This is a genomic window from Streptomyces sp. NPDC111744 (genome assembly GCF_055634995.1).
The window spans coordinates 26,480-47,801 of record NZ_JBVKCG010000034.1; the positions used below are offsets into that span (position 1 = coordinate 26,480).

Genomic DNA, 21,322 nt, shown 5'->3' on the forward strand with positions numbered 1-21,322 from the left:
GCCGGGCCGGCTCGCCCGAGGGCCGCGAACCCGCATCGTCACGTCGTCGCGGTAGGGAGCCGCGGAACGTGCCCGCCCAGTTGGCGTGCCCGGTGCACGAACGTCTCCAGCAGATCCTGCGCCGCCTTCGGCACCGACTCGGCCCGTCGGCGCTGGAGCGTCAGCACCACCTGGGTGGTGTCCCCGGCCAGTGGGCGGCACACGATGGTCCCGTCGCGTTCCAGCGGGTCCCCGACCACACTGAAGTCCGGCAGGACGGTAGCCCCGAGCCCCTCCGCGACCATCAGCTTCCCCATCTCGGCACCGTCGGTCGAGTACGAGAAGACGGGGGTACGGTTCGCCAGCAGCCGGTGCACATAGCGGTGCATCACATAACCCGTGCGCATGGCGATCAACGGCACGCCAAGCAGATCGTCGACCGACACCTCGGCCCGGTCGGCGAGCGGACTGTCCGGCCGTACGCACACCACCGGCCGTCCGCGCAGCAGCTCGGTGGCCTCGAAGCCGGCGGGCACGTCGTCGCCGTCCAGCTGGTTCACAAGCCCCAGGTCGAAACCGCCCTCGGCGAGGCCCCGGTGGATCTCCGTCTGCTGCGCGCCCACCACCTCGACCTGGGTGACCGGATGCGTGGCCCGGAAGTCCCGCAGCACCGGGACGAGCAGCGGCACGGTCGCCGCGTTGACCGTGCCGACGCGCACCATACGGCTGATGCGGTGCTGCTCGCCCGCCGCCACCCGCAGCCGGTCCACCGCCTCCAGCACCTCGACGATGCGCGGCATCAGTTCCTGCCCGGCCGCGCTCATGGTCGCCCCGGTGCGCTTGCGCTCCAGCAGGTCGACGCCCAGCTCCCGCTCCAGATTCCGGACGGTCTCGCTCAACGCGGGCTGTGAAAGGCGCAGTTCGTCGGCTGCCCGGCGCAGTGAGCCGAGCCGGGTCACGGCCGCTATGTATTCCAGCTGTTCGGTCCGCACCCCGGCAGAATGCGTCGCCGATCGAGGTGGGTTCAAGGGTTTCCCTGTCACACGTTCGTGAAATTCAATGGTCCGCGATACGAGACCGGTCGGGTTTTCCTTGACGGTCTTCTGCGCCGACTGCGACCATCGACGGCATGATGAAGCGACTGGACCTCACGCGGCGACGCCATGTCGATCTCGCGCGCGTCTCCAGCGCCTCCTGTTGCGCCGCGGCCTGATCACCTCTCCGAGATCCGCCGCGCCCCTCCAATTTCCCGCCTGAATTCAGCGTGCCCGTGACCTGGTGCACCCCGTGAATTCGGCGTACCCGAAAACATCACGCAACAGGAGTTCCGCATGCCTGCCGCGCCCGTGAAATTCGCCTACTGGGTCCCCAACGTCAGCGGAGGACTCGTCACCAGCAGGATCGAGCAGCGCACCGACTGGGGATACGAATACAACCGCGAACTCGCCGTCCTCGCCGAGAACAACGGCTTCGAGTACGCCCTCAGCCAGGTCCGCTACATGGCCAGCTACGGCGCCGAGTTCCAGCACGAGTCCACCAGCTTCAGCCTCGCCCTGCTGCTCGCCACCGAGCGCCTGAAGGTCATCGCCGCCGTCCACCCCGGCCTGTGGCACCCCGGTGTCCTCGCCAAACTGGGCGCCACCGCCGACCACCTCTCGAACGGCCGGTTCGCCGTGAACGTCGTATCGGGCTGGTTCAAGGGGGAGTTCACCGCGCTCGGCGAGCCCTGGCTCGAGCACGACGAGCGCTACCGCCGTGCCGAGGAGTTCATCCGTGCCCTGACCCGGATCTGGACCGAGGACCACACCGAACTCGCCGGCGACTTCTACCGGTTGCGGGACTTCTCCCTCAAGCCCAAGCCGCTCAACACCCCCGAGCGCCCGCACCCCGAGATCTTCCAGGGTGGCAACTCCACCGCCGCACGCGCCATGGCCGGCCGGGTCTCCGACTGGTACTTCTCCAACGGCAAGGACTTCGACGGGGTGATCGAGCAGATCAGCGACGTCCACAAGTCCGCCGCCGAAGTCGGTCGCACGGCACCGAAGTTCGGCCTCAACGGCTTTCTCATCGCCCGTGACACCGAGGCCGAGGCCCGCGACACCCTCCGCGAGATCATCGCAAAGGCCGACAGCGAGGCCGTGGAGGGCTTCGGGGCGGCCGTCAAGCAGGCCGGCCGGTCCACCGCCGACGGCAAGGGCATGTGGCAGGACTCCACCTTCGAGGACCTCGTCCAGTACAACGACGGCTTCCGCACCGGGCTGATCGGCACCCCCGAGCAGATCGCCGAGCGCATCGTCGCCTACAAGCAACTCGGCGTCGACCTCCTTCTGCTCGGCTTCCTGCACTACCACGAGGAGGTCGAGTACTTCGGCAAGCGTGTGCTGCCCCTGGTCCGCGAACTGGAGGCCGACCTCCCGGACCGCGAGCCCAAGTCCGCCCAGGCCCACGCCTGACCCCCCCGGCCGGGCGCCCGTCCCGCACGGGTGCCCGGGCTCCCAGAAAGAGGCACCCATGGCCACCGTCCTCTCCGTCTCCGGCAGCCCCTCCGCCTCCTCCCGCACCGCCCGGCTGCTGCGCCATCTGGACCAGCGGCTGATCGCCCAGGGACACGAGGTGATCCCGCTCGACGTCCGCACCGTCCCAGCCGAGGCCCTGCTGGGCGCCGACTTCCGGCACCCGGCGATCGTCGAGGCGACCGAGCTGTTCGCCCGCGCCGACGGGGTCGTCGTCGGCACCCCGGTCTACAAGGCGTCGTACTCCGGTGTGCTCAAGGCCCTGCTGGATCTGCTCCCGCAGTACGCACTCACCGGTAAGGCCGTGCTTCCCCTGGCCACCGGCGGTTCCACCGCGCACGTCCTTGCCATCGACTACGCGCTCCGCCCGGTGCTGAGCTCCATGGGCGCCGCCCATATAGTCCAGGGCTGGTTCACCCTCGACAAGGACATCACCGTACGGGAGGACGGCACGCTCGCCCTCGCACCGGCCGCCGCCGAGGCGCTCACCCCGATCGTGGACCAGTTCTCGGCCGCGCTCGGCCGGCGGCCCGTCCTCGCCGCGGCGGGCTGAACCGATGGCCGCGCACGTCATCACCGACGACACGGAGGCACTCGCCGTCGCGGGGGCTCTGGCCGAGGAGTTCCGGGCCGGGGCGGCCGAGCGGGACGCCGAACGCCGGTTGCCCCGCGCCGAACTGGACCGGCTTTCGGCCTCGGGCCTGCTGGGTGTGACCGTGCCCGCCGAGTACGGCGGCGCCGACATCCGGGCCGTCACCCTCGCCGAGATCTTCCGGCTGCTCGCCTCCGCCGACGCCAGTCTCTCCCAGATCCCGCAGAGCCACTTCGTCTACGTCAACGTGATTCGCCGTCAGGGAACCGAGGAGCAGCGGAAGTTCTTCTTCGCCGAGCTGCTCGCGGGCAGCCGTCTCGGGAACGCCCAGTCCGAGGCGGGGACCAGGCACGTCCAGGACATCCGGACCCGGCTGGAGCGCGCGGCGGACGGATCGTATGTGCTGCGGGGCGTCAAGCACTACTCCACCGGGGCCCTCTTCGCCGACTGGATCCCGGTCCTCGCCCGCGCCGAGGACGACAATCTGCATGTGGCGTACGTCCCTCGGGACGCGCCCGGCCTGACCGTCGTCGACGACTGGGACGGCATGGGGCAGCGGACGACCGCCAGCGGGACCGTCCGGCTGGACGGCGTCGCCGTGCCCGCCGACCGGGTGCTGCCCCACCATCTGACCTTCCAGGGGCCGCAACTCCATGGTGCGGTGGCTCAGTTGCTGCACGCCGCGATCGACGTCGGGATCGCCGGGGCGGCCCTGGCCGAGGCGGCGGAGTTCGTGCGCACCAAGAGCCGGCCGTGGTTCGAGAGCGGGGCGGAGACCGCCGTCGAGGATCCCTTGCTGATCCAGCGGTTCGGTGAACTCGCCCTCCAGGTATGGGCGTCCGAGGCGCTGCTGCGGGAGGGAGCACGCGCGGTCGATGCGGCGGGCGCTCAGCTCACCGACGAGTCGGCCGCCGAGGCATCCATCGCCGTGGCCGCCGCGAAGGTGCGGGCGGCCGAGGCGGCCGTGGCCGTCGCCGGCGCGCTCTTCGAGGTGTCCGGGACCCGCTCCGCACTCAACTCCCTCAATCTGCACCGATATTGGCGGGACGCCCGCACCCACACCCTGCACGATCCGACCCGCTGGAAGATCCAGCACATCGGCCGGTATGTGCTCAGCGGCACCCTGCCGCCCCGCCACGGACTCCTGTGACGCCCTCAGGCCCCACGCGATCGGAGAAGATCCCTCGTGTCCCTCACCTTCCACTGGTTCCTGCCCACCAACGGGGACAGCCGCCATGTCGTCGGCGGCGGCCACGGCACCCCGGCGACGGCCTCTGGCCGGGACCGGCCGCCTACGGTCGCCTATCTGAGCCAGATCGCCAAGGCCGCGGAGGACCTCGGCTTCGTGGGGGCGCTCACCCCCACAGGCGCCTGGTGTGAGGACGCCTGGCTGACCACGGCCATGGTCAGCCGGCACACCGAACGGCTGAAGTTCCTGGTCGCCTTCCGGCCGGGCTTCGTCTCGCCCACGCTCGCCGCGCAGATGGCGTCCACCTTCCAGCGGCAGACCGGGGGACGGCTGCTGCTCAATGTGGTGACCGGGGGCGAGAGCCACGAGCAGCGGGCCTACGGCGACTTCCTCGACAAGGACGCCCGGTATCGGCGTACCGGTGAATTCCTCGAGGTCGTACGGCAGTTGTGGGAGGGCAAGACCGTCGATCTGGAAGGGGAGCACCTTCGGGTCGAGGAGGCGAAACTGGCCCGGGTGCCGGATCCGGTTCCCGAGGTGTACTTCGGAGGGTCCTCGCCGGCCGCGGGGAAGGTCGCGGCCCGCTATGTGGATGTGTATCTGACCTGGGGTGAGCCGCCGGCCCAGGTCGCCGAGAAGATCGCCTGGATCCGCGGGCTGGCGGCGGAACACGGGCGCACCCTGCGGTTCGGGATCCGGCTGCATGTCATCACCCGGGACACCTCCGAACAGGCCTGGGCTGAGGCGAACCGGCTGCTCGACGGGTTCGATCCGGAGACCGTACGGTCGGTGCAGACCGGGCTCGCGCGCAGTGAGTCCGCGGGACAGCAGCGCATGCTGGCGCTGCACGGGGGCCGACGGGACGCACTGGAGATCCATCCCAACCTCTGGGCGGGCATCGGGCTGGTACGTGGGGGCGCGGGCACCGCTCTGGTCGGCTCCCACGAAGAGGTCGCCGCGCGGATCAAGGAGTACGCGGCCCTGGGGATCGAGGAGTTCGTGCTGTCCGGGTATCCGCATCTTGAGGAGGCGTACTGGTTCGGGGAGGGCGTCCTGCCGCGCCTGGCCGCGGAGGGGCTGTGGCGGCATCCCTTCGGGACGAACGACGTTCCGTCGGCGCAGGTGCCGTTCGCGTCCTGAGGTCTGCGGGCCAGGCGTGGGGCGGTTGCCGGGATCCGTGTTCTTGGTGACGCGGCCACGTGCCACAAGCCGGTCCAGCAGGGGTGAGAGTCGACCGGCCGACCGCTGCCTCCGGTGCCTGACGGGCCGCGGCGCCGGGAGCAGCCCTGTCGGGTCACAGCACCGGAAGCAGCTCCATGGTCGGCAGCGGCCGGGGACGGAAGAGCCGCAGCCGGTGCATCCGCACGGCCTCGTCCAGCGTCATCAGCCAGGCCACCGTGGGCGGGCAGTGCTCGGGGTAGCCGATGACGGCAGGCCTGGCCTTGCAGGCCACCGTCAGTGTCGACAATGTGCCCGTCGGCCCCTGGCAGGGACCGGGCGTACTGGCCCTCTGGGCGGTCGCCGCCCTCACGGCGGGCGGACGGCTGCTCCGCTCCCGCGACGCCTGAACCGGCCGCCCTGCCTGCCGTGGGTGGGTCAGCCCTCGATCCAGCCGTGGTTCTTCGCGAACTGGGCCAGCGCGCCCCGGACCCGCACGATCTCCTCGGCGGTGAGCGTGGGCGCCGACGCAAGCAGCGTCTCGGTGACCTCGCGGGTGAACTCGTCCGCGCTGAGCAGATCGCACAGCGAGTCGTCGTCCGGGCCGAGCGTCCGGACGTCGGCTCCCCGGGCGAGACGGACGCCGGACGCCTTCGGCCCGCGCTCGCCGCTCTCGATCTCGAACTCCACGGCAACGCCAGGGCGGACGTAGGACTCCGGCATCTGCATGTCGTTCACATGCAGGAAGACGTCCTCTCCGCCACCGTCCGGAGCGATGAACCCGTATCCGCGCGTGCTGTCGAACCGCACCACACGACCGGTAACCATGTGAAACCCCCAACCAAACCGGGCCACCTGCCCGGACACCTGGCCCAGATGGTAGTCAGGTCGGCCCCGGTCGGGCGACTCCACTCACCGCCGGGCGGCGGAGCCGGGGGTCACGCATCCGGGTCCGGTGCCCCGGATCCGCTGAGCCGGCTCATCAGCGTCTCCATGTCCGAAGCGATCCGTTCCTCGGCCGGCAGGCGGTCGGCGATCCGGTAGAGCTCGGTACTGGAGTACTCGACGGCTCGGCCGGTGGCGGGGACGCCCCGGAACTCGCCCTGGTGCGTGCCCCGCCTGGTGAGCCGGACCGCCACCCGGTCACCCGACCCGAAGATGTCGTCGATATGAGTCCGGAAGTCGGGGAAGGCCGTGCGCAGCATCATCGTCTTCCGCCGCCAGGTGTCACGGCCGTACATCCGGAACGGCAGCCCCGCGATGTTGATCGCGAAGTCCTCCGTCATCAGCCGGGTGCACGCGTCGAGATCTCCACGGTTGAGGGCGTCGAAGGCGCTGCGGACGAGCTCGACGGGGGACCGGTCGAGCCGCTGCGTGGGCGAAGTGGTCATGGTGCCTGCGTCTCTGGGTGGGTGGCACCGTCAGTACGGACCGTGACGTCGCGACAAGGTCAACCGCCGTTCGGGGCGTAGCGGGAACTCGGTGCGCGGACACGGAAGTTGATATGGAAAGCTGTCGCCAGCCGTCGGTGTGCCAAGGGGGGCCGGGGCGGTCATCGAGAGGAGCACACGTGACGCAGGACGGTACTCGCCCCGTGCAGATCGACACCAGCAAGCCGCATCCCGCGCGGATCTACGACTACCTGCTGGGCGGCAAGGACAACTACGAGGTGGACCGCAAGGCCGGTGACCAGCTCGCCGCCGTCGCGCCCGAGGTGTGGATCTCGGTGCGGGCCAACCGCGGCTTTCTGCAGCGCGCCGTCCGGCATGTCATCGACAGCGGGGTCCGACAGATCCTGGACGTCGGCACCGGGCTGCCCACCTCGCCGAACGTGCACGAGATCGCCCAGGAGGCCGCCCCGGACGTCCGCGTCGCCTACGTCGACAACGACCCGATCGTGAAGGCGCACGCCGACGCGCTGCTCAACCGGGCCGGCACCACCAGCATCGTCCTCGCCGACCTGCGCGACCCGCAGTCCGTCGTGGACCACCCCGAGGTCCGCCGGATCATCGACTTCGACCAGCCCGTCGCCCTGTTCCTCGTCGCCATCCTGCACTTCATCCGCGACGCGGAGGAGCCCGAGCGGATCGTGGCCACCCTGCGCGACGCGCTCCCGGCAGGCAGCTTCCTGGTGCTCTCGCACGCCACGGACGACTTCGCCGAACGCAGCGAGGCCCAAGCCGTCTACAACAACGCGACCGCCACTATGAACCTGCGCCCGCGCGCCCGGATCGAGCAGTTCTTCGAAGGTTTCGAACTGGTCGAACCCGGCGTGGTCCAGGTCCCGTTCTGGCGCCCGGAGGCCACCCCGCCGGAGGGCTCCGAGGAGATCGGCTTCTACGGCGGAGTGGCTGTCAAGAAGGGCTGAGCCGTTACGAGGGGTGCCTCAGGGCACCCCGAGCTCGCGGCCGCCGGGACCTGGTCAGCGTGGTGTCCTGCGACGCGGCCGCCCGGACCGTGCACCCGCTGTACCGCACGGAGGGCATCGCGCTGCCGGGCGGCGGCGGTACGGATCTGCGCGCGGGCTTCGCCAGGGCGCTGCGAGGCCGTCCCGCCCGTGACGTGGTGGTGGCGTCGACCGACGGACAGACGCCCTGGCCGCAGACCCAGCCGCCTGCCGGACCGTGGTCGGACTGTTCCCCCGTCAGTACACCTGCACGCCGTACAGCGAGAACAACCCCGACTACGTACCGGACGAACCGCCCGCGTGGGCCCGGGTCGCACGCATCGGATGACGCTGCCTATGGCCCTAAGGCCGGTCCGCTCGGGTCGCCGCCAGGTAGTTGTACGCGGAGGCCCGGGAGATACCGAGCCGGGCGGCCACCTGCTGGACCGCGCCGCGGACCGCGAAGACGCCCTGGCGGTCGAGGTCGCGGAAGAGGTCCAGGCGCTCCTCGCGGGTGAGTTGGGGCCACGGCTTGGTCTCGCGCAGCTGGCGGGCGTCGACGATCGAGTCCATTACGGCGGTGATGTCGTCGCCGAACGTCGTGGTCGGCGGCGCCTCGGGCCCGGTCGCGACCCCGGCCAGGTCGCCGACCAGCGCGTGCACTTGGGCCACGGCCGTGACGTCGAGGTTCACGCACAGCGCCCCGAACGCCGTGCCGGCCGAGTCGCGCAGCACCATCGTGGAGGACTTGACCAGCTTTCCGTCCCGGGTGCGGGTGAGGTAGTTCAGCTCGTCGGCCGCCGCGTCCCCGGCCGCCAGCAGCTTCATGCCGATCTCGCTCATGGACCCGCCGACGGCGCGGCCGGTGACCGATCCGGCGATGGCGACGACGGAGCGCTCCGGGCGGCGGAAGTCATGGATGACGACCTCGCAGAAGGCACCGAAGGTCGCCACGATCCCGTCGACGACCGGGGCCAGCGCGGCGATGATCGCGTCCTGCTCTGCCCGCGCCGCCGCCTCGCCCGCCGTACCCGTCGCTTCCTGCGCCATCGGCTCGCCTCCGTGTCCCGCCCACCGGGTCTGGACTTTACGTCCAGGTGATAGACAATAATTCCATACGATCGGCGTCGAACGGCTGTGTTCGAAGCCCATCCGGCGCCCGGCGGCGCCCAGAACGGAGGACGAACATGCCCGACACCCCGCCCGTGACCCTCCAGGACGTGCAGGACGCGGCCGCGCGGCTCAAGGGAGTGGCCCACCGCACCCCCGTGCTGCGCTCGCGCACCCTGGACGAGCTGGTCGGCGCGGAGGTCTTCCTGAAGTGCGAAAACCTCCAGCGCATCGGCGCCTTCAAGTTCCGGGGTGCCTACAACGCCGTGTCACGGCTGTCGGCCGAGCAGCTGGCGAAGGGCGTGGCCGCCTACTCCTCCGGCAACCACGCCCAGGCCGTCGCCCTCGCCGCCCGCGAACTCGGCACCACGGCCGTGATCGTGATGCCCGAGGACACCCCGCGCTCCAAGCTGGAGGCGACCGCCGGGTACGGCGCGGAGATCGTGACCTACGACCGCTACACCGGCGACCGCGTGGCCATCGGCGAGGCCCTCGCCGCCGAACGAGGACTCGCGTTGGTCCCGCCGTACGAGCACCCGCATGTGATCGCCGGACAGGGCACCGCCGCACTCGAACTCATCGAGGAGGTCGGTGAGTTGGACGCCCTGGTGGTGCCGGTCGGAGGCGGCGGGCTGATCGCCGGCAGTGCCACCGCGGCGAAGGGGCTGCTGCCCGGGATCCGGGTCGTCGGGGTCGAGCCCGAGGCCGGGGACGACACCAGGCGGTCCCTGGAGGCGGGGCACCGGGTGTCCATCCCGGTGCCGAGGACCATCGCCGACGGCCAGGCGGCCGACATCCCCGGCGAGCTGACCTTCTCCGTCAACCAGCGTCTGGTGGACGACATCTCGCTGGTGAGCGACGACCAGATCCGGGACGCGATGCGGTTCGCCTTCGAGCGGATGAAGACCGTCGTGGAGCCGAGCGGCGCCAGCGGTCTGGCCGCGCTGCTCGCCCACCGGGTGACGCCGCTGCCGCGCCGGATCGGGGTCATCCTGTCCGGGGGCAATGTGAACGCGGAGCGGTTCGCGGAGATCGTGGCCGGCTGAGGACAGCAGCAGCATCGGCTCGCCGGCGCGGGCCTCCCGGACCACGAAATCCTCCAGCAGAACCGCACCGCCCGCGAGGCGCCCAGCGCCGGGGTGCAGGGCGCCCGGCACCCCGGTTCAGCAGTCGCGGAACTCGGGTGACTGGTTGAGGATCTGCGAGCGCGTCGAGGTGAAGCGGGTGTAGGTCCGACCGCCGCGCGCCTCGGGCGGGAACACCGCCACCCGGTGGCAGTTCTGGAAGGCGAGGGCGACCCCGAAGTGCCGCTCCAGGCTGCCCCGGATCGCGTCGGAGGACAGCGCCCGCAGCAGCTGCCCGCGCTCCTTCTCCGACGGCGGGGTCTGGTTGTCGGCGAACTCGCTGTCACCTTCGCGTAGTTCGGAGGTCAGCCGGGCGATGAGGTGGTAGGCGTACGGCAGCGACGTACGGACGGATTCCACGAAGTCCTCCTCCCGCACCGCACCCTTCTCGGCTTCGGCGAGCAACTGCGGGGAGACGTCGAGCGACATATTGCTGTGTCCTGTTCTGTTCAAGGCGGTCAAGGGGTGGGTGCTCGAAAGGGAGTGAGAGGGAACCGAGGTCTCAGGCGAAGGCGGGCAGGGCCGCCGGTCCGTGCCGGAAGTCCGGGTCGACCTGGTCGGCCAGATCCTGGCCGGTGGCCGCGTTCGCCCAGGCGGCGGCGTTGCGCAGATGGAACTCCACCGCGTGCCGCTGGAAGGCGTCCCAGTCCTTGGCCCGCGCGTCCACGGCGGCCCGCAGCCGGTCCATGGCCCGGGAGTTGTGCGGCTCCAGCGCACCGCCGTCCCGGCCCTGCTCCTGGGCGCGGACGTACGACGACAGCTCGCAGTGGGCCAGCAGGTCGTCGCCCACCCGCTCCTGCAGGAATGCGAGGTCGTCCGCCCCGGTCACCTTGTTGCCGACCACGGCGACCGGGATGCCGAACTCGGCCGCGTGGTCCCGGTACTGGCGGTACACGGACAGGCTCTTGCGGGTCGGCTCGACCACCAGGAACGTCATGTCGAAGCGGGTGAACAGCCCGGAGGCGAAGGCGTCGGCGCCCGCCGTCATGTCGACGACGACGTACTCGCCGGGGCCGTCCACCAGATGGTTGAGGTAGAGCTCCACCGCGCCGAGTTTGGAGTGGTAGCAGGCCACCCCGAGGTCGCTCTCGGCGAACGCCCCGGTGACCATCAGCGGCACCCCGCCGACCTCCTGGACGTGGTGGGAGTGCACCTCGTCGTCGCCGAGCAGCCGAAGCAGCCGTGAGCCGCGGCCGGGCGGTGTCGTCTTGACCATGGCCTCCCGGGACGCGATCCGGGGGTTCGTGCCGCGCAGATAGTCCTTGATCGCGCCGGTCCGTGCGCTCAGCGGCGGCGCCGTGAACAGCTCGTCCTCGTCGAGACCGAGGGCGTGGGCCAGGTGCTGGTTGATGTCGCCGTCGATAGCGACGACCGGCGCGCCGGACCGCGCCAGTCGGCGGGCGAAGAGGGCCGACAGGGTGGTCTTGCCGCTGCCGCCCTTGCCGACGAAAGCCACGCGCATCGCTAACCGTCCCTCATCTTGAAAATGGAAGTCATGATCATAGATTGGAGGGGGTGCCGGGCGGTGTCAAATCGAGGTGGCCCAACCGGGCTGCGGACCCGAGGAGTTGACGGAGCCCCAGGTCCGGCGGGCGGCGGGCGGCGTGGCGGACGCACGGGAACCCGGCCGGCAGCTCCAGGTGGAGACCCAGGGCCTCGACGTGATCGCGCGGTTCGGCACCCACGATGGTGCCCAGCCGGGCCGGGCGCGGCGTCCGCGGGAACCGGCTGCCGTCGGCGTCTCCGGTCATCTGCTGGGCCCGCTCGGCCTCGGCGGTAAGTGGGGCGCCTGGGCGTACGCCAACCTGGGCGTCCTGGCCGCGCTGACGCTCGGCTTCGCCGGCACCCTGGCGTCCGGCCCGCGGCCGGATCCATGCCCAGGAGAGGCAGGCCCCGACCCTCCCGTGACGGCCCCCTGACCATCCCGCCAGGGCCGCCGAGCGCCATCGCGCCACGCGGTACGTCCCCCAGGAACGGTCCCCGCACTGCCCCGGCCCCCCGTCCCGGGCATCGCCCTCCTCCTCCCGGCATCGCCCCGCACCGCCGCCCCCGGTCGGCGGTGCCCGTCGGCCACCCGGGCCCCGGGATCCCGGACGCATGCCCCGGCCCCGATCGGGTACGCGTGGCGTGGCCGCCCGGTGCTTACCGGTCCCTGCGGCCCGTACCACCACTACCTGGGGATCTGTCATGGAGACACCCGCACACGACGACTTTCCGACGCCGGCCCAGCAGGCGCTCGACACGCTGGCCGTGAACGCCGAGGACCGTGACGCGCTGGACACGCTCGCACACAGCGACGTGCTGGTCCCGGTCCCGGACGACGCGGCGGAGGCGGCCGACCCCGCGATGATCGCGCTGCCCGTCCTGGAACGGCCCGACGGCGACCCCGTCGTCCCCGTGTTCACCTCGGAGGGAGAGCTGACCGGCCTGCTGCCGACGGTCTCCCGCTACCGCCTGGTGCCGCTGGGCGCGCTCGCCTCACAGTGGCCCGAGGACAACCTGTCGCTCGCCATCGACGGCAGCTCGGCACACGCGCTGACGCTCACCTCCGAGGGCGTACGCACCCTGCTGGCCCGGCCGGCGGGCTGACCAAGGGTCCCGGTCACCGGGACGTCGCCATCCGGGTCAGAATGGCCCCATGGGATGGATCTCCGGAGTGGCCGGGGGGCTGGTACTGATCCTGGTCCTGCGCAGCATTCTGCGCACCCTCGTGGTCCCCCGGGGCCTGTACTCCGTGCTGGTGTACCGGCTGTGGTGGGGCCTGCGGCGGCTGCTCTGCCTCACCGCGCGCGGCCGCGGTTACCGGGCGATCGACCGGGCGGAGACCTGGCTCGCCCCGCTGATGCTGATCGGCATGCTCACCGCCTGGCTCGGCGGGGCGTTCCTCGGCTTCGGCATGCTGCTGTACGGGTTCTTGCCGCTGTCCTGGAGCACCTCGTTCCGTGAGGCCGGCTCCAGCCTGTTCACCCTCGGCTTCGCCAGCAGCGCCCGGCTTCGGCTGTCCGCGCTCGACTTCGTCGCCGCCGCCACCGGCCCCGTCGTGATCGCCCTGCAGATCGCCTATCTCCCCACGCTGTACGCCGCCTACAGCCGCCGCGAACTGGAGGTCACCCTCCTCCAGTCCCGGGCCGGCGAGCCCGCCTGGGGCCCGGAGATCCTCGCCCGGCAGTGGCTGGTCGACACCGAGGTCGCGCTGCCCCAGCTGTACCGGGCCTGGGAACGGCTGGCCGCGGACATGGGGGAGAGCCACGCCACCTACCCGGTGCTGCTGGCGTTCCGTTCGCCCCGCCCCTACCGCAGCTGGCTGGTCAGCCTGATCGCTGTCCTGGACGCGGCGGCCATGCAGCTCGCGCTCACCCCACAGGCCGCCCCTCCGGAGGCCCGCTTGGTGCTGCGTGCCGGCTTCACCGCCCTGCGCGACATCGCCGCCTCCGTACGGGCGACCTTCGAAACCGACCCGGCCCCGGACGCCGACATCGAGCTGACCTACGGCGAGTTCGAGGCGGCCGTGAACATGCTGGAGAAGACAGGCTTCCGCGCCGAACGCGGCACGAAGGAGGCCTGGCCGCACTTCCACGGCTGGCGGGTCAACTACGAGGCCGTGGCCTATGAACTGTGCCGCCGGTGCGACGCCGTACCGGCGCTGTGGACCGGCGGGCGCGACTTCCCGTCGGAACCGATCCCGCCGATGCGCCCGGTGGACCGGCAGCCCCCCCAAGGACGGCCGGAAGTTCCTCCCGGCCACGGGTAGCGCGGCGCATCCTGAGGGAAGATCCCAGCAGGGGTCGGGGAAACCGAGAGGGGCGGATCGTCGTGAGGGTCGTCCTGCTGGGCACCGCCGCCGGAGGCGGGTTCCCGCAGTGGAACTGCGCCTGCGCGCTGTGCGCCGCCGCCCGGGACGGCAAGCTGCCCTCCCGTACCCAGGAGTGTGTCGCCATGACCGGCAACGGCCGGGACTGGTGGCTGCTCAACGCCTCGCCGGACATCCGCGCCCAGCTCACCGCCACCGCGGTGCTGTGGCCGGGCCCGGGCCCTCGGGACACCCCGGTGCGCGGAGTGCTGCTCACCGACGCCGAGGCCGACCATGTCACCGGACTGACCGTGCTGCGCGGGGCACCGGGCCTCAAGGTGTACGCGGCCCCGCCCGTGCGGACGGTGCTGGCCCCGGCCCGCGGTGCCCTCGACCGCTACGCCCCTTGGGAGTGGGCCGACAGCCTGGCCGACGGCGGCTTCGTGCTGGCCGGCGGCCTGGTCGTGACCGCCCACCCGGTGAGCGCCAAGGCCCCGAAGTACGTCCCGGCCGCGCTCGCCGAGGCCGACGGCCGCTGGGTCACGGCGTATCGCATCGAGGACCTGGCCACCGGGGGAGTCCTGCTGTACGCACCCTGCGTCGGCGCCTGGAGCGACGTACTCGACGAGTTGTGCGCGGAGGCCGACTGCGTCCTGCTGGACGGCACCTTCTTCACCGCCGACGAGATGGGCACCACGGTCCGCTCCGGGCCCGGGCAGGCCGCCATGGGTCATCTCCCGGTCTCCGGCCCGCACGGCAGCCTCGCCGCCCTGGCCCGCCATCCCCGCGCCCGCCGGATCTACACCCACCTCAACAACACGAACCCCCTGGTCGACCCGGCCTCCCGGGCCCGGGCCCAGCTGGCCGAGGAGGGGATCGAAGTACTTCCGGACGGCATCGAGTTCGCGCTCTAGCCGGCCGGACCGTCGAGCATCCGCTCCAGCGCGGCCCGCTGCAGCGGCCGTACCTCGGCGTGCAGGGCGCGGCCCTTGGAGGTGAGTGCGACCCACACGCCCCGCCGGTCCTCGATGCAGACCGACCGCTCCACCAGGCCGTCCTTCTCCAGCCGCCCGATCAGCCGGGACAGCGCGCTCTGGCTCAGATGGACCCGCCCGACCAGGTTCTGCACCCGGCAGTGGTCACCCTCGACGGGCGACTCGGTGGCCAGCAGGTCGAGCACCTCGAAGTCGCTGGCGCCCAGCCCGTGCGGATGCAGCACCCGGTCGATCTCGCACATCGTGCGCGCGTGCACCGACAGGATGTCCCGCCAGCGTTCCTCCAGCCGGGCCTCGGCCGTCTTGACTGCCATACCCGCACCGTAGCACCGATCCGGCCAATCGTTGAGTGTGCAACTAGTGCGGGTGCAACAGTCGTCCTACGAGAAGTACTACGGAGGAGTACGCCGGTCAGGCCACCGGATCCTGGAGCAGCCCCACCATGTTCCCGTCGGCGTCCTTCACCGAGGCGACCAGCCGCCCGTTGCCGACGTCCCGGGCGTCCTGTACCAGCTCCGCGCCCGCCGCCAGCAGCGCCGCGAGCCGCTCCCGCAGATCGGTGACGTGCCAGAAGGGCGTCGGCCCGGTCAGCCCCTGGGCATGCCCGTTCGGGTCGAGCCCGACGTCCTGCCCGGCGGCCTTGAACCCGATGTAGTACGGCTCGTCGGCATACGGCTCGACGCCCAGCAGCGCGCCGAACAGGGCCTTGGCCCGTTCCGCGTCCTTCACGGGGTAGATGATCGTCTGGATACCTGCGGTCATGGTGTTCTCGCTCCTTGTGCGTGGCTGCCGGCGTGGTCCGTCCGGTGGTTCCCACGCTAGGAGCGCGCGGGGCGGTACGGCTTCTCGAAAACTGACCGCCTGCCGTACCGCCCCACGCCTCAGGTCGACTCGCGCCGCACCAGCTCCGTCGGCAGGATCACCGCCGCCGGGTCCTCGCCGCCTATCTGGGCGAGCAGCAGCCGCACCATCTCGGCGCTGATGCGGTCGTAGGGCTGGTGGATCGTCGTGAGGGCGGGGGTGGCCTCCGTCGCGGCGGCGGAGTCGTCGAAGCCGCCGACCGAGACGTCCTCGGGCACCCGGCGGCCCGACCGCTGCAGCACTGCCAGGGCACCCTGCGCCATCAGGTCGGAGGCCACGAAGAGGGCGTCGATGTCCGGGGCCTGCGTGAGCAGCCGCTCGGCGCCCGCCTCGCCACTGGCCCGGCTGTAGTCGCCGGAGACGATGAGCCGTTCGTCGATCTCGATGCCCGCTTCCGTGAGCACCTCCTGGTAGCCGGCGAGGCGATCGACACCACCCGGGGTGTCCAGGGGACCGCTCACCATGCCGATCCGGCGGCGGCCCCGCGACAGCAGGTGCTGCACCATGTCACGGGCACCGTCCCGGTCGTCCGCCGCCACGTAACTCACCTTGGAGCCGGGCCCCATGGGCTTGCCGCACTGGACGAGCGGCACACCCGCCTCGCGCAGTTCCTCGGCGACCCGGTCCCCGGAGTGACTGGACACCAGCAGCACCCCGTCGACATGCCCGGCGGTGATGTACCGCGTGATGCGCCGCCGTTCGTCCTTGGTGCCCGCCAGCATCAGCAGCAGCGGAATGTCGTGCCCGGCCAGCGCCTGGGTGCAACCGCTCAGCAGGACATTGAAGTTGGGGTCCTCGAAGAACCTCTCCTGAGGCTCCGTCAGCAGGAAGCCGACCGAGTCCGAACGTCCGGTGATCAGCGAACGGGCGTGCCGGTTCACGACGTACCCGGTGCGGCGGATGGCGTCGTTGACGGCCTCCTGCGCGGCGGGGCTGACGTAGTGTCCGCCGTTGAGCACGCGCGAGACGGTTCCCCGTGAGACACCGGCCTCGCGCGCCACGTCGTGGATCGTCGGCGGTCTGCGCCGGCCCCCCGCATTGCTGCTCATCTGAGTCCTTTCGTGGATACCCCCGGCTTCAGCCGGGGGAGGAATCGAGACCCCTGCGGAGCAGGGCAGGGAGCGGGGATTCGCCGCCAGGGCGGATCGCAGTGCTCTGACCGGCAGATTTGAACCTCACCTGCAACAAGTTTAGTTTGTGAGCGTGACCACGAGCCATGTGAAGCGGGCGTTCAAGTACCGCTTCCATCCGACCGATGCGCAGGCAGCTGAGCTGTCGCGCACGTTCGGGTGTGTGCGGAAGGTCTACGACCTGGCCCTGGCGGCCCGTACCGAGGCGTGGGCGCGGCAGGAGAGGGTCAACTACAACGCCACCTCGGCCATGCTGACGGCGTGGAAGAAGAGCGAGGAGCTGGCGTTCCTCAACGATGTCTCCTCGGTGCCGTTGCAGCAGACACTGCGGCACCTGCAGACCGCGTTCACCCACTTCTTCGCCAGGCGGGCGAAGTACCCGCGTTTCAAGTCGCGGAAGAAGTCGCGTAAGTCCGCCGAGTACACCACCAGCGGTTTCCGTTTCCACGGCGGCGCGCTGACGCTGGCGAAGATGACGGACCCGCTGGACATCGTGTGGTCCCGGCCGCTGCCCGAAGGGGTGCGGCCGTCCACCGTGACCGTGTCGCAGGACGCGGCCGGACGCTGGTTCGTCTCCATGCTGTGCGACGACCCCACCGTCGGACCGTTTCCCGCCCTTGACACGGCGGTCGGGGTCGACGTTGGCCTGAACCATCTCCTGATCCTCTCCACAGGGGAGAAGGTCGCCAATCCCCGGCACGAGCGCCGTGACCGTGTCCGTCTCGCCAAGGCCCAGCGGGAGCTGTCCCGCAAGGCGAGGGGGGACGGCGCCAACCGCCGCAAAGCCCGGCGCAAGGTCGCCCAGATCCACGCCCGGATCGCCGACCGGCGCCGTGACCACCTGCACAAGCTCAGCACCCGACTCGTGCGTGAAAACCAAACGCTCGTGATCGAGGACCTGACCGTGCGCAACATGGTCAGGAACCACACGCTCGCCCGGGCGATCTCGGACGCGAGCTGGAGCGAGTTCCGCTCCATGCTGGAGTACAAGGCTGCCTGGTACGGGCGGGAAGTGATCGCCGTGGACCGCTTCTTCCCCTCCTCCAGGCTGTGCTCCGCGTGCGGCACCTTGCAGGAGAAGATGCCGCTCGGCGTCCGTACGTGGACGTGCGACGGCTGCGGTACGACCCATGACCGGGACGTGAACGCGGCGAACAACCTGCTGGCCGCCGGGCTGGCGGTGTCGGTCTGTGGAGCCGGTGTAAGACCTCAACGGAGAACTCCGGGCGGGCAGTCGGCGACGAAGCAGAAAAACCCACGGCGCGAGCCGTAGGAATCCCCCTCGTTCACGAGGGGGAGGAAGCCAAGGTCATGACTTTACGGCCCCGGACAGCAGGTCAAGGCTCCAGAACCGCTGGATGACCAGGAACAGCGCGATCAGCGGCAGCACGGCCAGGAACGCTCCGGTGATCACTAGGGTGTACAGCGCCGGAGTGTTGGCGCCCTGCTCGAGGAGCGTGTACAGACCGAGCGTGAGCGGGAACTTCTCGTCGTCGCTCAGCATGATGTACGGCAGCAGGAAGTTGTTCCAGACGGCCACGAACTGGAACAGGAACACCGTCACCATGCCGGGGATCATCATCGGCATCGCGATCCGCGTGAAAATCCGCCACTCACTGGCCCCGTCCATCCGCCCGGCCTCGACCACGTCGGTCGGCACGGCCGCCGCCGCGTAGATGCGGGAGAGGTAGACGCCGTACGGGGAGAGGATCTGCGGCAGCAGCACGGACAGATAGGAGTCCGTGAGGTTCGCCTTGGCGAGCAGCAGGTACTGCGGGATGGCGAGGATGACGGGCGGCATCAGCACGCCCGCGAGCAGCACGTTGAAGATCGTCTCACGGCCGCGGAAACGGTAGGTCGCGAGTGCGTAGCCGCTGAAGGCGGACACGCACGTCGACAGCAGGGCGCCCAGACCGGCGTACAGGGCGGAGTTGCCCATCCAGCTCCAGTAGATGCCCTCGCGGTAGGCGCTGAGGTCCTTGAGATTGTCCATGAAGCCGCTGCCGGGCAGGAAGGTGAACGTGGAGAACAGCTCGCTGCCGGACTTGGTGGACGCGATCACCACCCAGGCCACCGGGAGGAGGGTGTAGATCGCGCCCAGCAGCAGGGTGAGCGTCGGGATCAGGGCGATACGGCGGCGCAGCGGCGGGCCCTGGGCGGTGCCCGGCGTCGTACCGGCCGCGGGGGCGGCCTTGCGAACGGCAAGAGAACTCACTGGGCTGCCTCCTGCTTGTTGCGGCGGTTCGCGGCCCGCAGAAACCCGAAGGACAGCACCAGCGTGGCGAGGGCGATCAGCGTCGCCTCGGCCGACGCCGAGTAGATGTCCCCCTTTCGGAAGGCGTCCTCGTACACCTTCATCAGCGGACTCCAGGTCGTGTTGACCGAGTTGGTGAGGGGTTTGAGGGTGGTCGGCTCGTTGAAGACCTGGAGCGTGGCGATGATCGAGAAGAAGAAGGTCAGCACCAGCGAGGGCGCCACCATCGGGATCTTGATCCTGAGCGCGGTCTGCAGCGGGGTGGCGCCGTCCAGCTTCGCCGCCTCGTACACCTCGGCCGGGATGGACCTGAGCGAGGTGTAGATGACGATCATGTTGAAGCCGGTGCCGCCCCAGACCGCGATGTTCGACAGGGCCAGGTACAGCAGCCCGCCGTCCAGCAGGTTCGGCTGCGGCAGGCTCAGCTTGTCGAGCACGTAGTAGAAGGGGCTCACGTCCGGCAGGTACAGGAAACCCCACAGCAGCGCGGCCACCACGCCGGGGATGGCGTACGGCAGGAAGATCGCGAGCCGGGTGAAGGGGGCCAGCCGGACCCGCTCGGAGTCGAGCATCAGGGCGAACAGCAGGGCGAGGCCCAGCATCACCGGGACGACGATGCAGCCGTAGCCGAGGACACGCAGCGCACCGTCGTAGAACTCGTTGTCGGTGAGGGCGCCGGTGTAGTTCTCCAGGCCGGCCCAGACCTCCGTGCGGGCGCCCGCGCCCAGGCCGAGGCCGGAGACGTGCACCTTGCGGAAGCTGAGCCAGACCGCGTACCCGATGGGCAGCGCGAAGAACAGGGCGAAGAGGACGGTGGCGGGGAGAAGGAAGGCATACGGGGCCCCCTTGACCCCGTACGACTTCCGGCTGGTGGGGCTGGTCACTGTGAGACCTCGAAGCCCTGCTTCTTCATGTCGGCGACCGTGGCGTCCTGCATGGTGTTCAGGGCGGTCACGAAGTCCGACTTGTTCTTGGCGGCGGCGCCGAAGGCGTCGTTGAAGGACGTGTAGGCGACGTTCACGTTCGGGCCCCACGCGGAGGGCGCCGTGGTCTTCGCGATCTCGGCGGCCTTGGTGTAGAAGTCCGCCTGGTTCGAGAAGTAGTCCGGCGGGTTCGAGAAGGCGCCGCTGAGCTGGGCGGAGGTGGACGCCGGGTAGATGCCGCTCTCCTTGGCCAGCGCGTTGAGGGCGTCGCCGTCGGTGTTCAGCCAGGCGGCGAACTTGGCGGCGGCCTCCTGGTGCTTGGAGTCGGTGGTGACCGCGGTGGAGGAGCCGCCCCAGCTGCCGGTGACGTCCTCGGACGCGGACCACTGCGGAAGCGGGGCCATCGCCCACTTGCCCTTGGTGTCCGGCGCGGCCGTGGTCAGCGTGCCGGGCGCCCACACCGCGGAGACCCAGGCGATCTGCTTGCCGGTGTTGAGCGCCTTGTTCCAGGCCGGGGTGTACATCGGCTGGTTGTCGACGGCGCCCTCCTTGACCAGGCCGCCCCAGAACTTGGCCACCCTCTGGGTGGCCGCGTCGTTGATGGCGACCTTCCACTTGTCACCGGAGGTGGTCCACCACTTGGCGCCGGCCTGCTGGGCCAGGCCCGCGAACAGGCCGGAGTCGTTGGCGGAGAAGGTGGTCAGGTCGACGTCCGGCGCCTTCTTCTTCAGCGCGCGGGCGGTCTCGGCGAACTGCTCCCAGGTGGTGGGGACGGTCAGTCCGTACTTCTTGAAGAGGTCCGCGCGGTAGTAGAACATCATCGGTCCGATGTCCTGCGGCATCGCGTACACCGCGTCCGTGCCCAACGTGACCTGCTGCCAGACGCCGTCGGCGAACTTGGACTTGGCGTCACCGACGCTCTTCGATATGTCGGCGACGGCGTCGTTGCTGACCAGCGTCGGCAGCGCCTGGTACTCGGCCTGCACCAGGTCCGGGCCGTTCTTCGCCTTGTGGGCGGTGAGAATCTTGGTGACCAGCGTGTCGCCGGACGCCTGCTTCTTCACCGTGACGGTGATCTGCTCCTTCTTGCCCTCGCCCTTGTTCCACAGGTCCACGACCTTGTCCATACCGGGCGCCCAGGCCCAGTACGTGAGCGAGACCGGACCGGAGTCGGCCTTGCTGTCGTCGCCGGACGAGCCGCAGGCGGCGAGGGCGGTGGCGCCGAGCGAGACGGCGACGGCGGTTGTCACGAGGCGGCGGCGCTTCGTGTGCGGCATGGATCTCTCCCCTGACCTGGGCCCCCGCCCGACGCGGGGGC

The 21,322-nt window shown here is 70.5% G+C and carries 25 protein-coding genes and 1 pseudogene; 13 read left to right on the top strand and 13 right to left on the bottom strand.

What is annotated here, in order from left to right; translation table 11 throughout:
- Positions 1-38: 38 nt before the first annotated feature.
- Positions 39-971, bottom strand: coding sequence for a LysR family transcriptional regulator (locus ACZ7OO_RS40385; RefSeq protein WP_471512397.1), 933 nt, complete (start codon positions 969-971; stop codon positions 39-41).
- 140 nt (positions 972-1,111) lie between these two features.
- Between ACZ7OO_RS40385 and ACZ7OO_RS40390 the strand changes: the two genes are divergently transcribed.
- The 5 genes from ACZ7OO_RS40390 (at position 1,112) to ACZ7OO_RS40410 (ending at position 5,413) form a co-directional block, all read left to right on the top strand.
- Positions 1,112-1,192, top strand: coding sequence for a putative leader peptide (locus ACZ7OO_RS40390; RefSeq protein WP_471512424.1), 81 nt, complete (start codon positions 1,112-1,114; stop codon positions 1,190-1,192).
- A 118-nt stretch (positions 1,193-1,310) separates the two neighbouring features.
- Entirely contained in the window at positions 1,311-2,432 is a 1,122-nt protein-coding gene (gene sfnG, locus ACZ7OO_RS40395; protein WP_471512398.1) for a dimethylsulfone monooxygenase SfnG, read from the top strand.
- Between the two features lie 58 nt (positions 2,433-2,490).
- The gene (gene ssuE, locus ACZ7OO_RS40400; protein ID WP_471512399.1) at positions 2,491-3,045 is read left to right on the top strand and encodes an NADPH-dependent FMN reductase; all 555 of its coding nucleotides are present in this window, start codon (positions 2,491-2,493) and stop codon (positions 3,043-3,045) included.
- 4 nt (positions 3,046-3,049) lie between these two features.
- Positions 3,050-4,234 (top strand): SfnB family sulfur acquisition oxidoreductase, encoded by a 1,185-nt coding sequence (locus tag ACZ7OO_RS40405; RefSeq protein WP_471512400.1) that lies wholly within the window; start codon positions 3,050-3,052, stop codon positions 4,232-4,234.
- Positions 4,235-4,270: 36 nt separating this feature from the next.
- Entirely contained in the window at positions 4,271-5,413 is a 1,143-nt protein-coding gene (locus ACZ7OO_RS40410) for an LLM class flavin-dependent oxidoreductase (protein WP_471512401.1), read from the top strand.
- Between the two features lie 154 nt (positions 5,414-5,567).
- Here ACZ7OO_RS40410 and ACZ7OO_RS40415 read toward each other — a convergent pair whose 3' ends face one another.
- The 3 genes from ACZ7OO_RS40415 to ACZ7OO_RS40425 all read right to left on the bottom strand — a co-directional run bounded on the left by ACZ7OO_RS40415 (position 5,568) and on the right by ACZ7OO_RS40425 (position 6,822).
- Positions 5,568-5,741 (bottom strand): hypothetical protein, encoded by a 174-nt coding sequence (locus ACZ7OO_RS40415; RefSeq protein ID WP_471512402.1) that lies wholly within the window; start codon positions 5,739-5,741, stop codon positions 5,568-5,570.
- Between the two features lie 128 nt (positions 5,742-5,869).
- Positions 5,870-6,259, bottom strand: coding sequence for a cold-shock protein (locus ACZ7OO_RS40420; protein ID WP_352221831.1), 390 nt, complete (start codon positions 6,257-6,259; stop codon positions 5,870-5,872).
- Positions 6,260-6,369: 110 nt separating this feature from the next.
- Complete coding sequence (locus ACZ7OO_RS40425; RefSeq protein WP_471512403.1) at positions 6,370-6,822, bottom strand: ester cyclase; 453 nt, start codon at positions 6,820-6,822, stop codon at positions 6,370-6,372.
- A 179-nt stretch (positions 6,823-7,001) separates the two neighbouring features.
- On the opposite strand from ACZ7OO_RS40425, the gene ACZ7OO_RS40430 reads away from it, so the two are divergent.
- Positions 7,002-7,799, top strand: coding sequence for an SAM-dependent methyltransferase (locus ACZ7OO_RS40430; protein ID WP_471512404.1), 798 nt, complete (start codon positions 7,002-7,004; stop codon positions 7,797-7,799).
- Positions 7,800-7,837: 38 nt separating this feature from the next.
- Positions 7,838-8,166, top strand: a pseudogene (locus ACZ7OO_RS40435) (VWA-like domain-containing protein); the annotation flags it as partial.
- A 14-nt stretch (positions 8,167-8,180) separates the two neighbouring features.
- On the opposite strand, the gene ACZ7OO_RS40440 reads toward ACZ7OO_RS40435, so the two are convergent.
- Positions 8,181-8,867: a helix-turn-helix transcriptional regulator gene (locus ACZ7OO_RS40440; protein WP_471512405.1), complete on the bottom strand. Its 687-nt coding sequence runs from the start codon at positions 8,865-8,867 to the stop codon at positions 8,181-8,183.
- Between the two features lie 137 nt (positions 8,868-9,004).
- Here ACZ7OO_RS40440 and ACZ7OO_RS40445 point away from each other — a divergent pair, with 137 nt between their 5' ends.
- Positions 9,005-9,973 carry a threo-3-hydroxy-L-aspartate ammonia-lyase gene (locus tag ACZ7OO_RS40445; protein WP_471512406.1) on the top strand — a complete coding sequence of 323 codons (969 nt, stop codon included), beginning with the start codon at positions 9,005-9,007 and terminating at the stop codon, positions 9,971-9,973.
- A 117-nt stretch (positions 9,974-10,090) separates the two neighbouring features.
- Here the strand turns inward: ACZ7OO_RS40445 and ACZ7OO_RS40450 are convergent, their stop codons facing one another.
- Together ACZ7OO_RS40450 and ACZ7OO_RS40455 are read right to left on the bottom strand one after the other, a co-directional pair.
- Positions 10,091-10,480 carry an SCO5389 family protein gene (locus ACZ7OO_RS40450; RefSeq protein WP_471512407.1) on the bottom strand — a complete coding sequence of 130 codons (390 nt, stop codon included), beginning with the start codon at positions 10,478-10,480 and terminating at the stop codon, positions 10,091-10,093.
- Between the two features lie 73 nt (positions 10,481-10,553).
- A complete protein-coding gene (locus ACZ7OO_RS40455; RefSeq protein WP_471512408.1) occupies positions 10,554-11,513 on the bottom strand; it encodes an ATP-binding protein in 960 nt (319 codons plus the stop codon).
- A 106-nt stretch (positions 11,514-11,619) separates the two neighbouring features.
- Between ACZ7OO_RS40455 and ACZ7OO_RS40460 the strand changes: the two genes are divergently transcribed.
- From ACZ7OO_RS40460 to pqqB, 4 genes are all read left to right on the top strand, one after another.
- On the top strand, positions 11,620-11,970 hold the full coding sequence (locus ACZ7OO_RS40460; RefSeq protein WP_471512409.1) for a hypothetical protein: 351 nt from the start codon (positions 11,620-11,622) through the stop codon (positions 11,968-11,970).
- Positions 11,971-12,238: 268 nt separating this feature from the next.
- Positions 12,239-12,640, top strand: coding sequence for an SseB family protein (locus ACZ7OO_RS40465; RefSeq protein ID WP_471512410.1), 402 nt, complete (start codon positions 12,239-12,241; stop codon positions 12,638-12,640).
- A 49-nt stretch (positions 12,641-12,689) separates the two neighbouring features.
- Positions 12,690-13,802, top strand: coding sequence for a hypothetical protein (locus tag ACZ7OO_RS40470; RefSeq protein ID WP_471512411.1), 1,113 nt, complete (start codon positions 12,690-12,692; stop codon positions 13,800-13,802).
- 62 nt (positions 13,803-13,864) lie between these two features.
- Entirely contained in the window at positions 13,865-14,755 is an 891-nt protein-coding gene (gene pqqB, locus ACZ7OO_RS40475; RefSeq protein ID WP_471512412.1) for a pyrroloquinoline quinone biosynthesis protein PqqB, read from the top strand.
- On the opposite strand, the gene ACZ7OO_RS40480 is transcribed toward pqqB, so the two are convergent.
- From ACZ7OO_RS40480 to ACZ7OO_RS40490, 3 genes are all read right to left on the bottom strand, one after another.
- Complete coding sequence (locus ACZ7OO_RS40480) at positions 14,752-15,150, bottom strand: MarR family winged helix-turn-helix transcriptional regulator (protein WP_471512413.1); 399 nt, start codon at positions 15,148-15,150, stop codon at positions 14,752-14,754. The genes pqqB and ACZ7OO_RS40480 overlap by 4 nt on opposite strands.
- 97 nt (positions 15,151-15,247) lie before the next feature.
- On the bottom strand, positions 15,248-15,598 hold the full coding sequence (locus ACZ7OO_RS40485) for a VOC family protein (protein WP_351322685.1): 351 nt from the start codon (positions 15,596-15,598) through the stop codon (positions 15,248-15,250).
- A gap of 119 nt (positions 15,599-15,717) precedes the next feature.
- The gene (locus ACZ7OO_RS40490) at positions 15,718-16,746 is read right to left on the bottom strand and encodes a LacI family DNA-binding transcriptional regulator (RefSeq protein ID WP_471512414.1); all 1,029 of its coding nucleotides are present in this window, start codon (positions 16,744-16,746) and stop codon (positions 15,718-15,720) included.
- 148 nt (positions 16,747-16,894) lie between these two features.
- Here ACZ7OO_RS40490 and ACZ7OO_RS40495 point away from each other — a divergent pair, with 148 nt between their 5' ends.
- Positions 16,895-18,100 (top strand): RNA-guided endonuclease InsQ/TnpB family protein, encoded by a 1,206-nt coding sequence (locus tag ACZ7OO_RS40495; protein WP_471512415.1) that lies wholly within the window; start codon positions 16,895-16,897, stop codon positions 18,098-18,100.
- 36 nt (positions 18,101-18,136) lie between these two features.
- Here the strand turns inward: ACZ7OO_RS40495 and ACZ7OO_RS40500 are convergent, their stop codons facing one another.
- Genes ACZ7OO_RS40500 through ACZ7OO_RS40510 form a run of 3 tightly spaced genes read right to left on the bottom strand, consistent with a single transcriptional unit; the run spans position 18,137 to position 21,281 of the window.
- The gene (locus tag ACZ7OO_RS40500) at positions 18,137-19,042 is read right to left on the bottom strand and encodes a carbohydrate ABC transporter permease (RefSeq protein ID WP_471512416.1); all 906 of its coding nucleotides are present in this window, start codon (positions 19,040-19,042) and stop codon (positions 18,137-18,139) included.
- A complete protein-coding gene (locus ACZ7OO_RS40505; RefSeq protein ID WP_471512417.1) occupies positions 19,039-19,965 on the bottom strand; it encodes a carbohydrate ABC transporter permease in 927 nt (308 codons plus the stop codon). The genes ACZ7OO_RS40500 and ACZ7OO_RS40505 overlap by 4 nt, the downstream gene beginning before the upstream one ends.
- On the bottom strand, positions 19,962-21,281 hold the full coding sequence (locus ACZ7OO_RS40510; RefSeq protein WP_471512418.1) for an ABC transporter substrate-binding protein: 1,320 nt from the start codon (positions 21,279-21,281) through the stop codon (positions 19,962-19,964). Before ACZ7OO_RS40510 ends, ACZ7OO_RS40505 begins: the two co-directional genes overlap by 4 nt.
- Between the last annotated feature and the right edge of the window lie 41 nt (positions 21,282-21,322).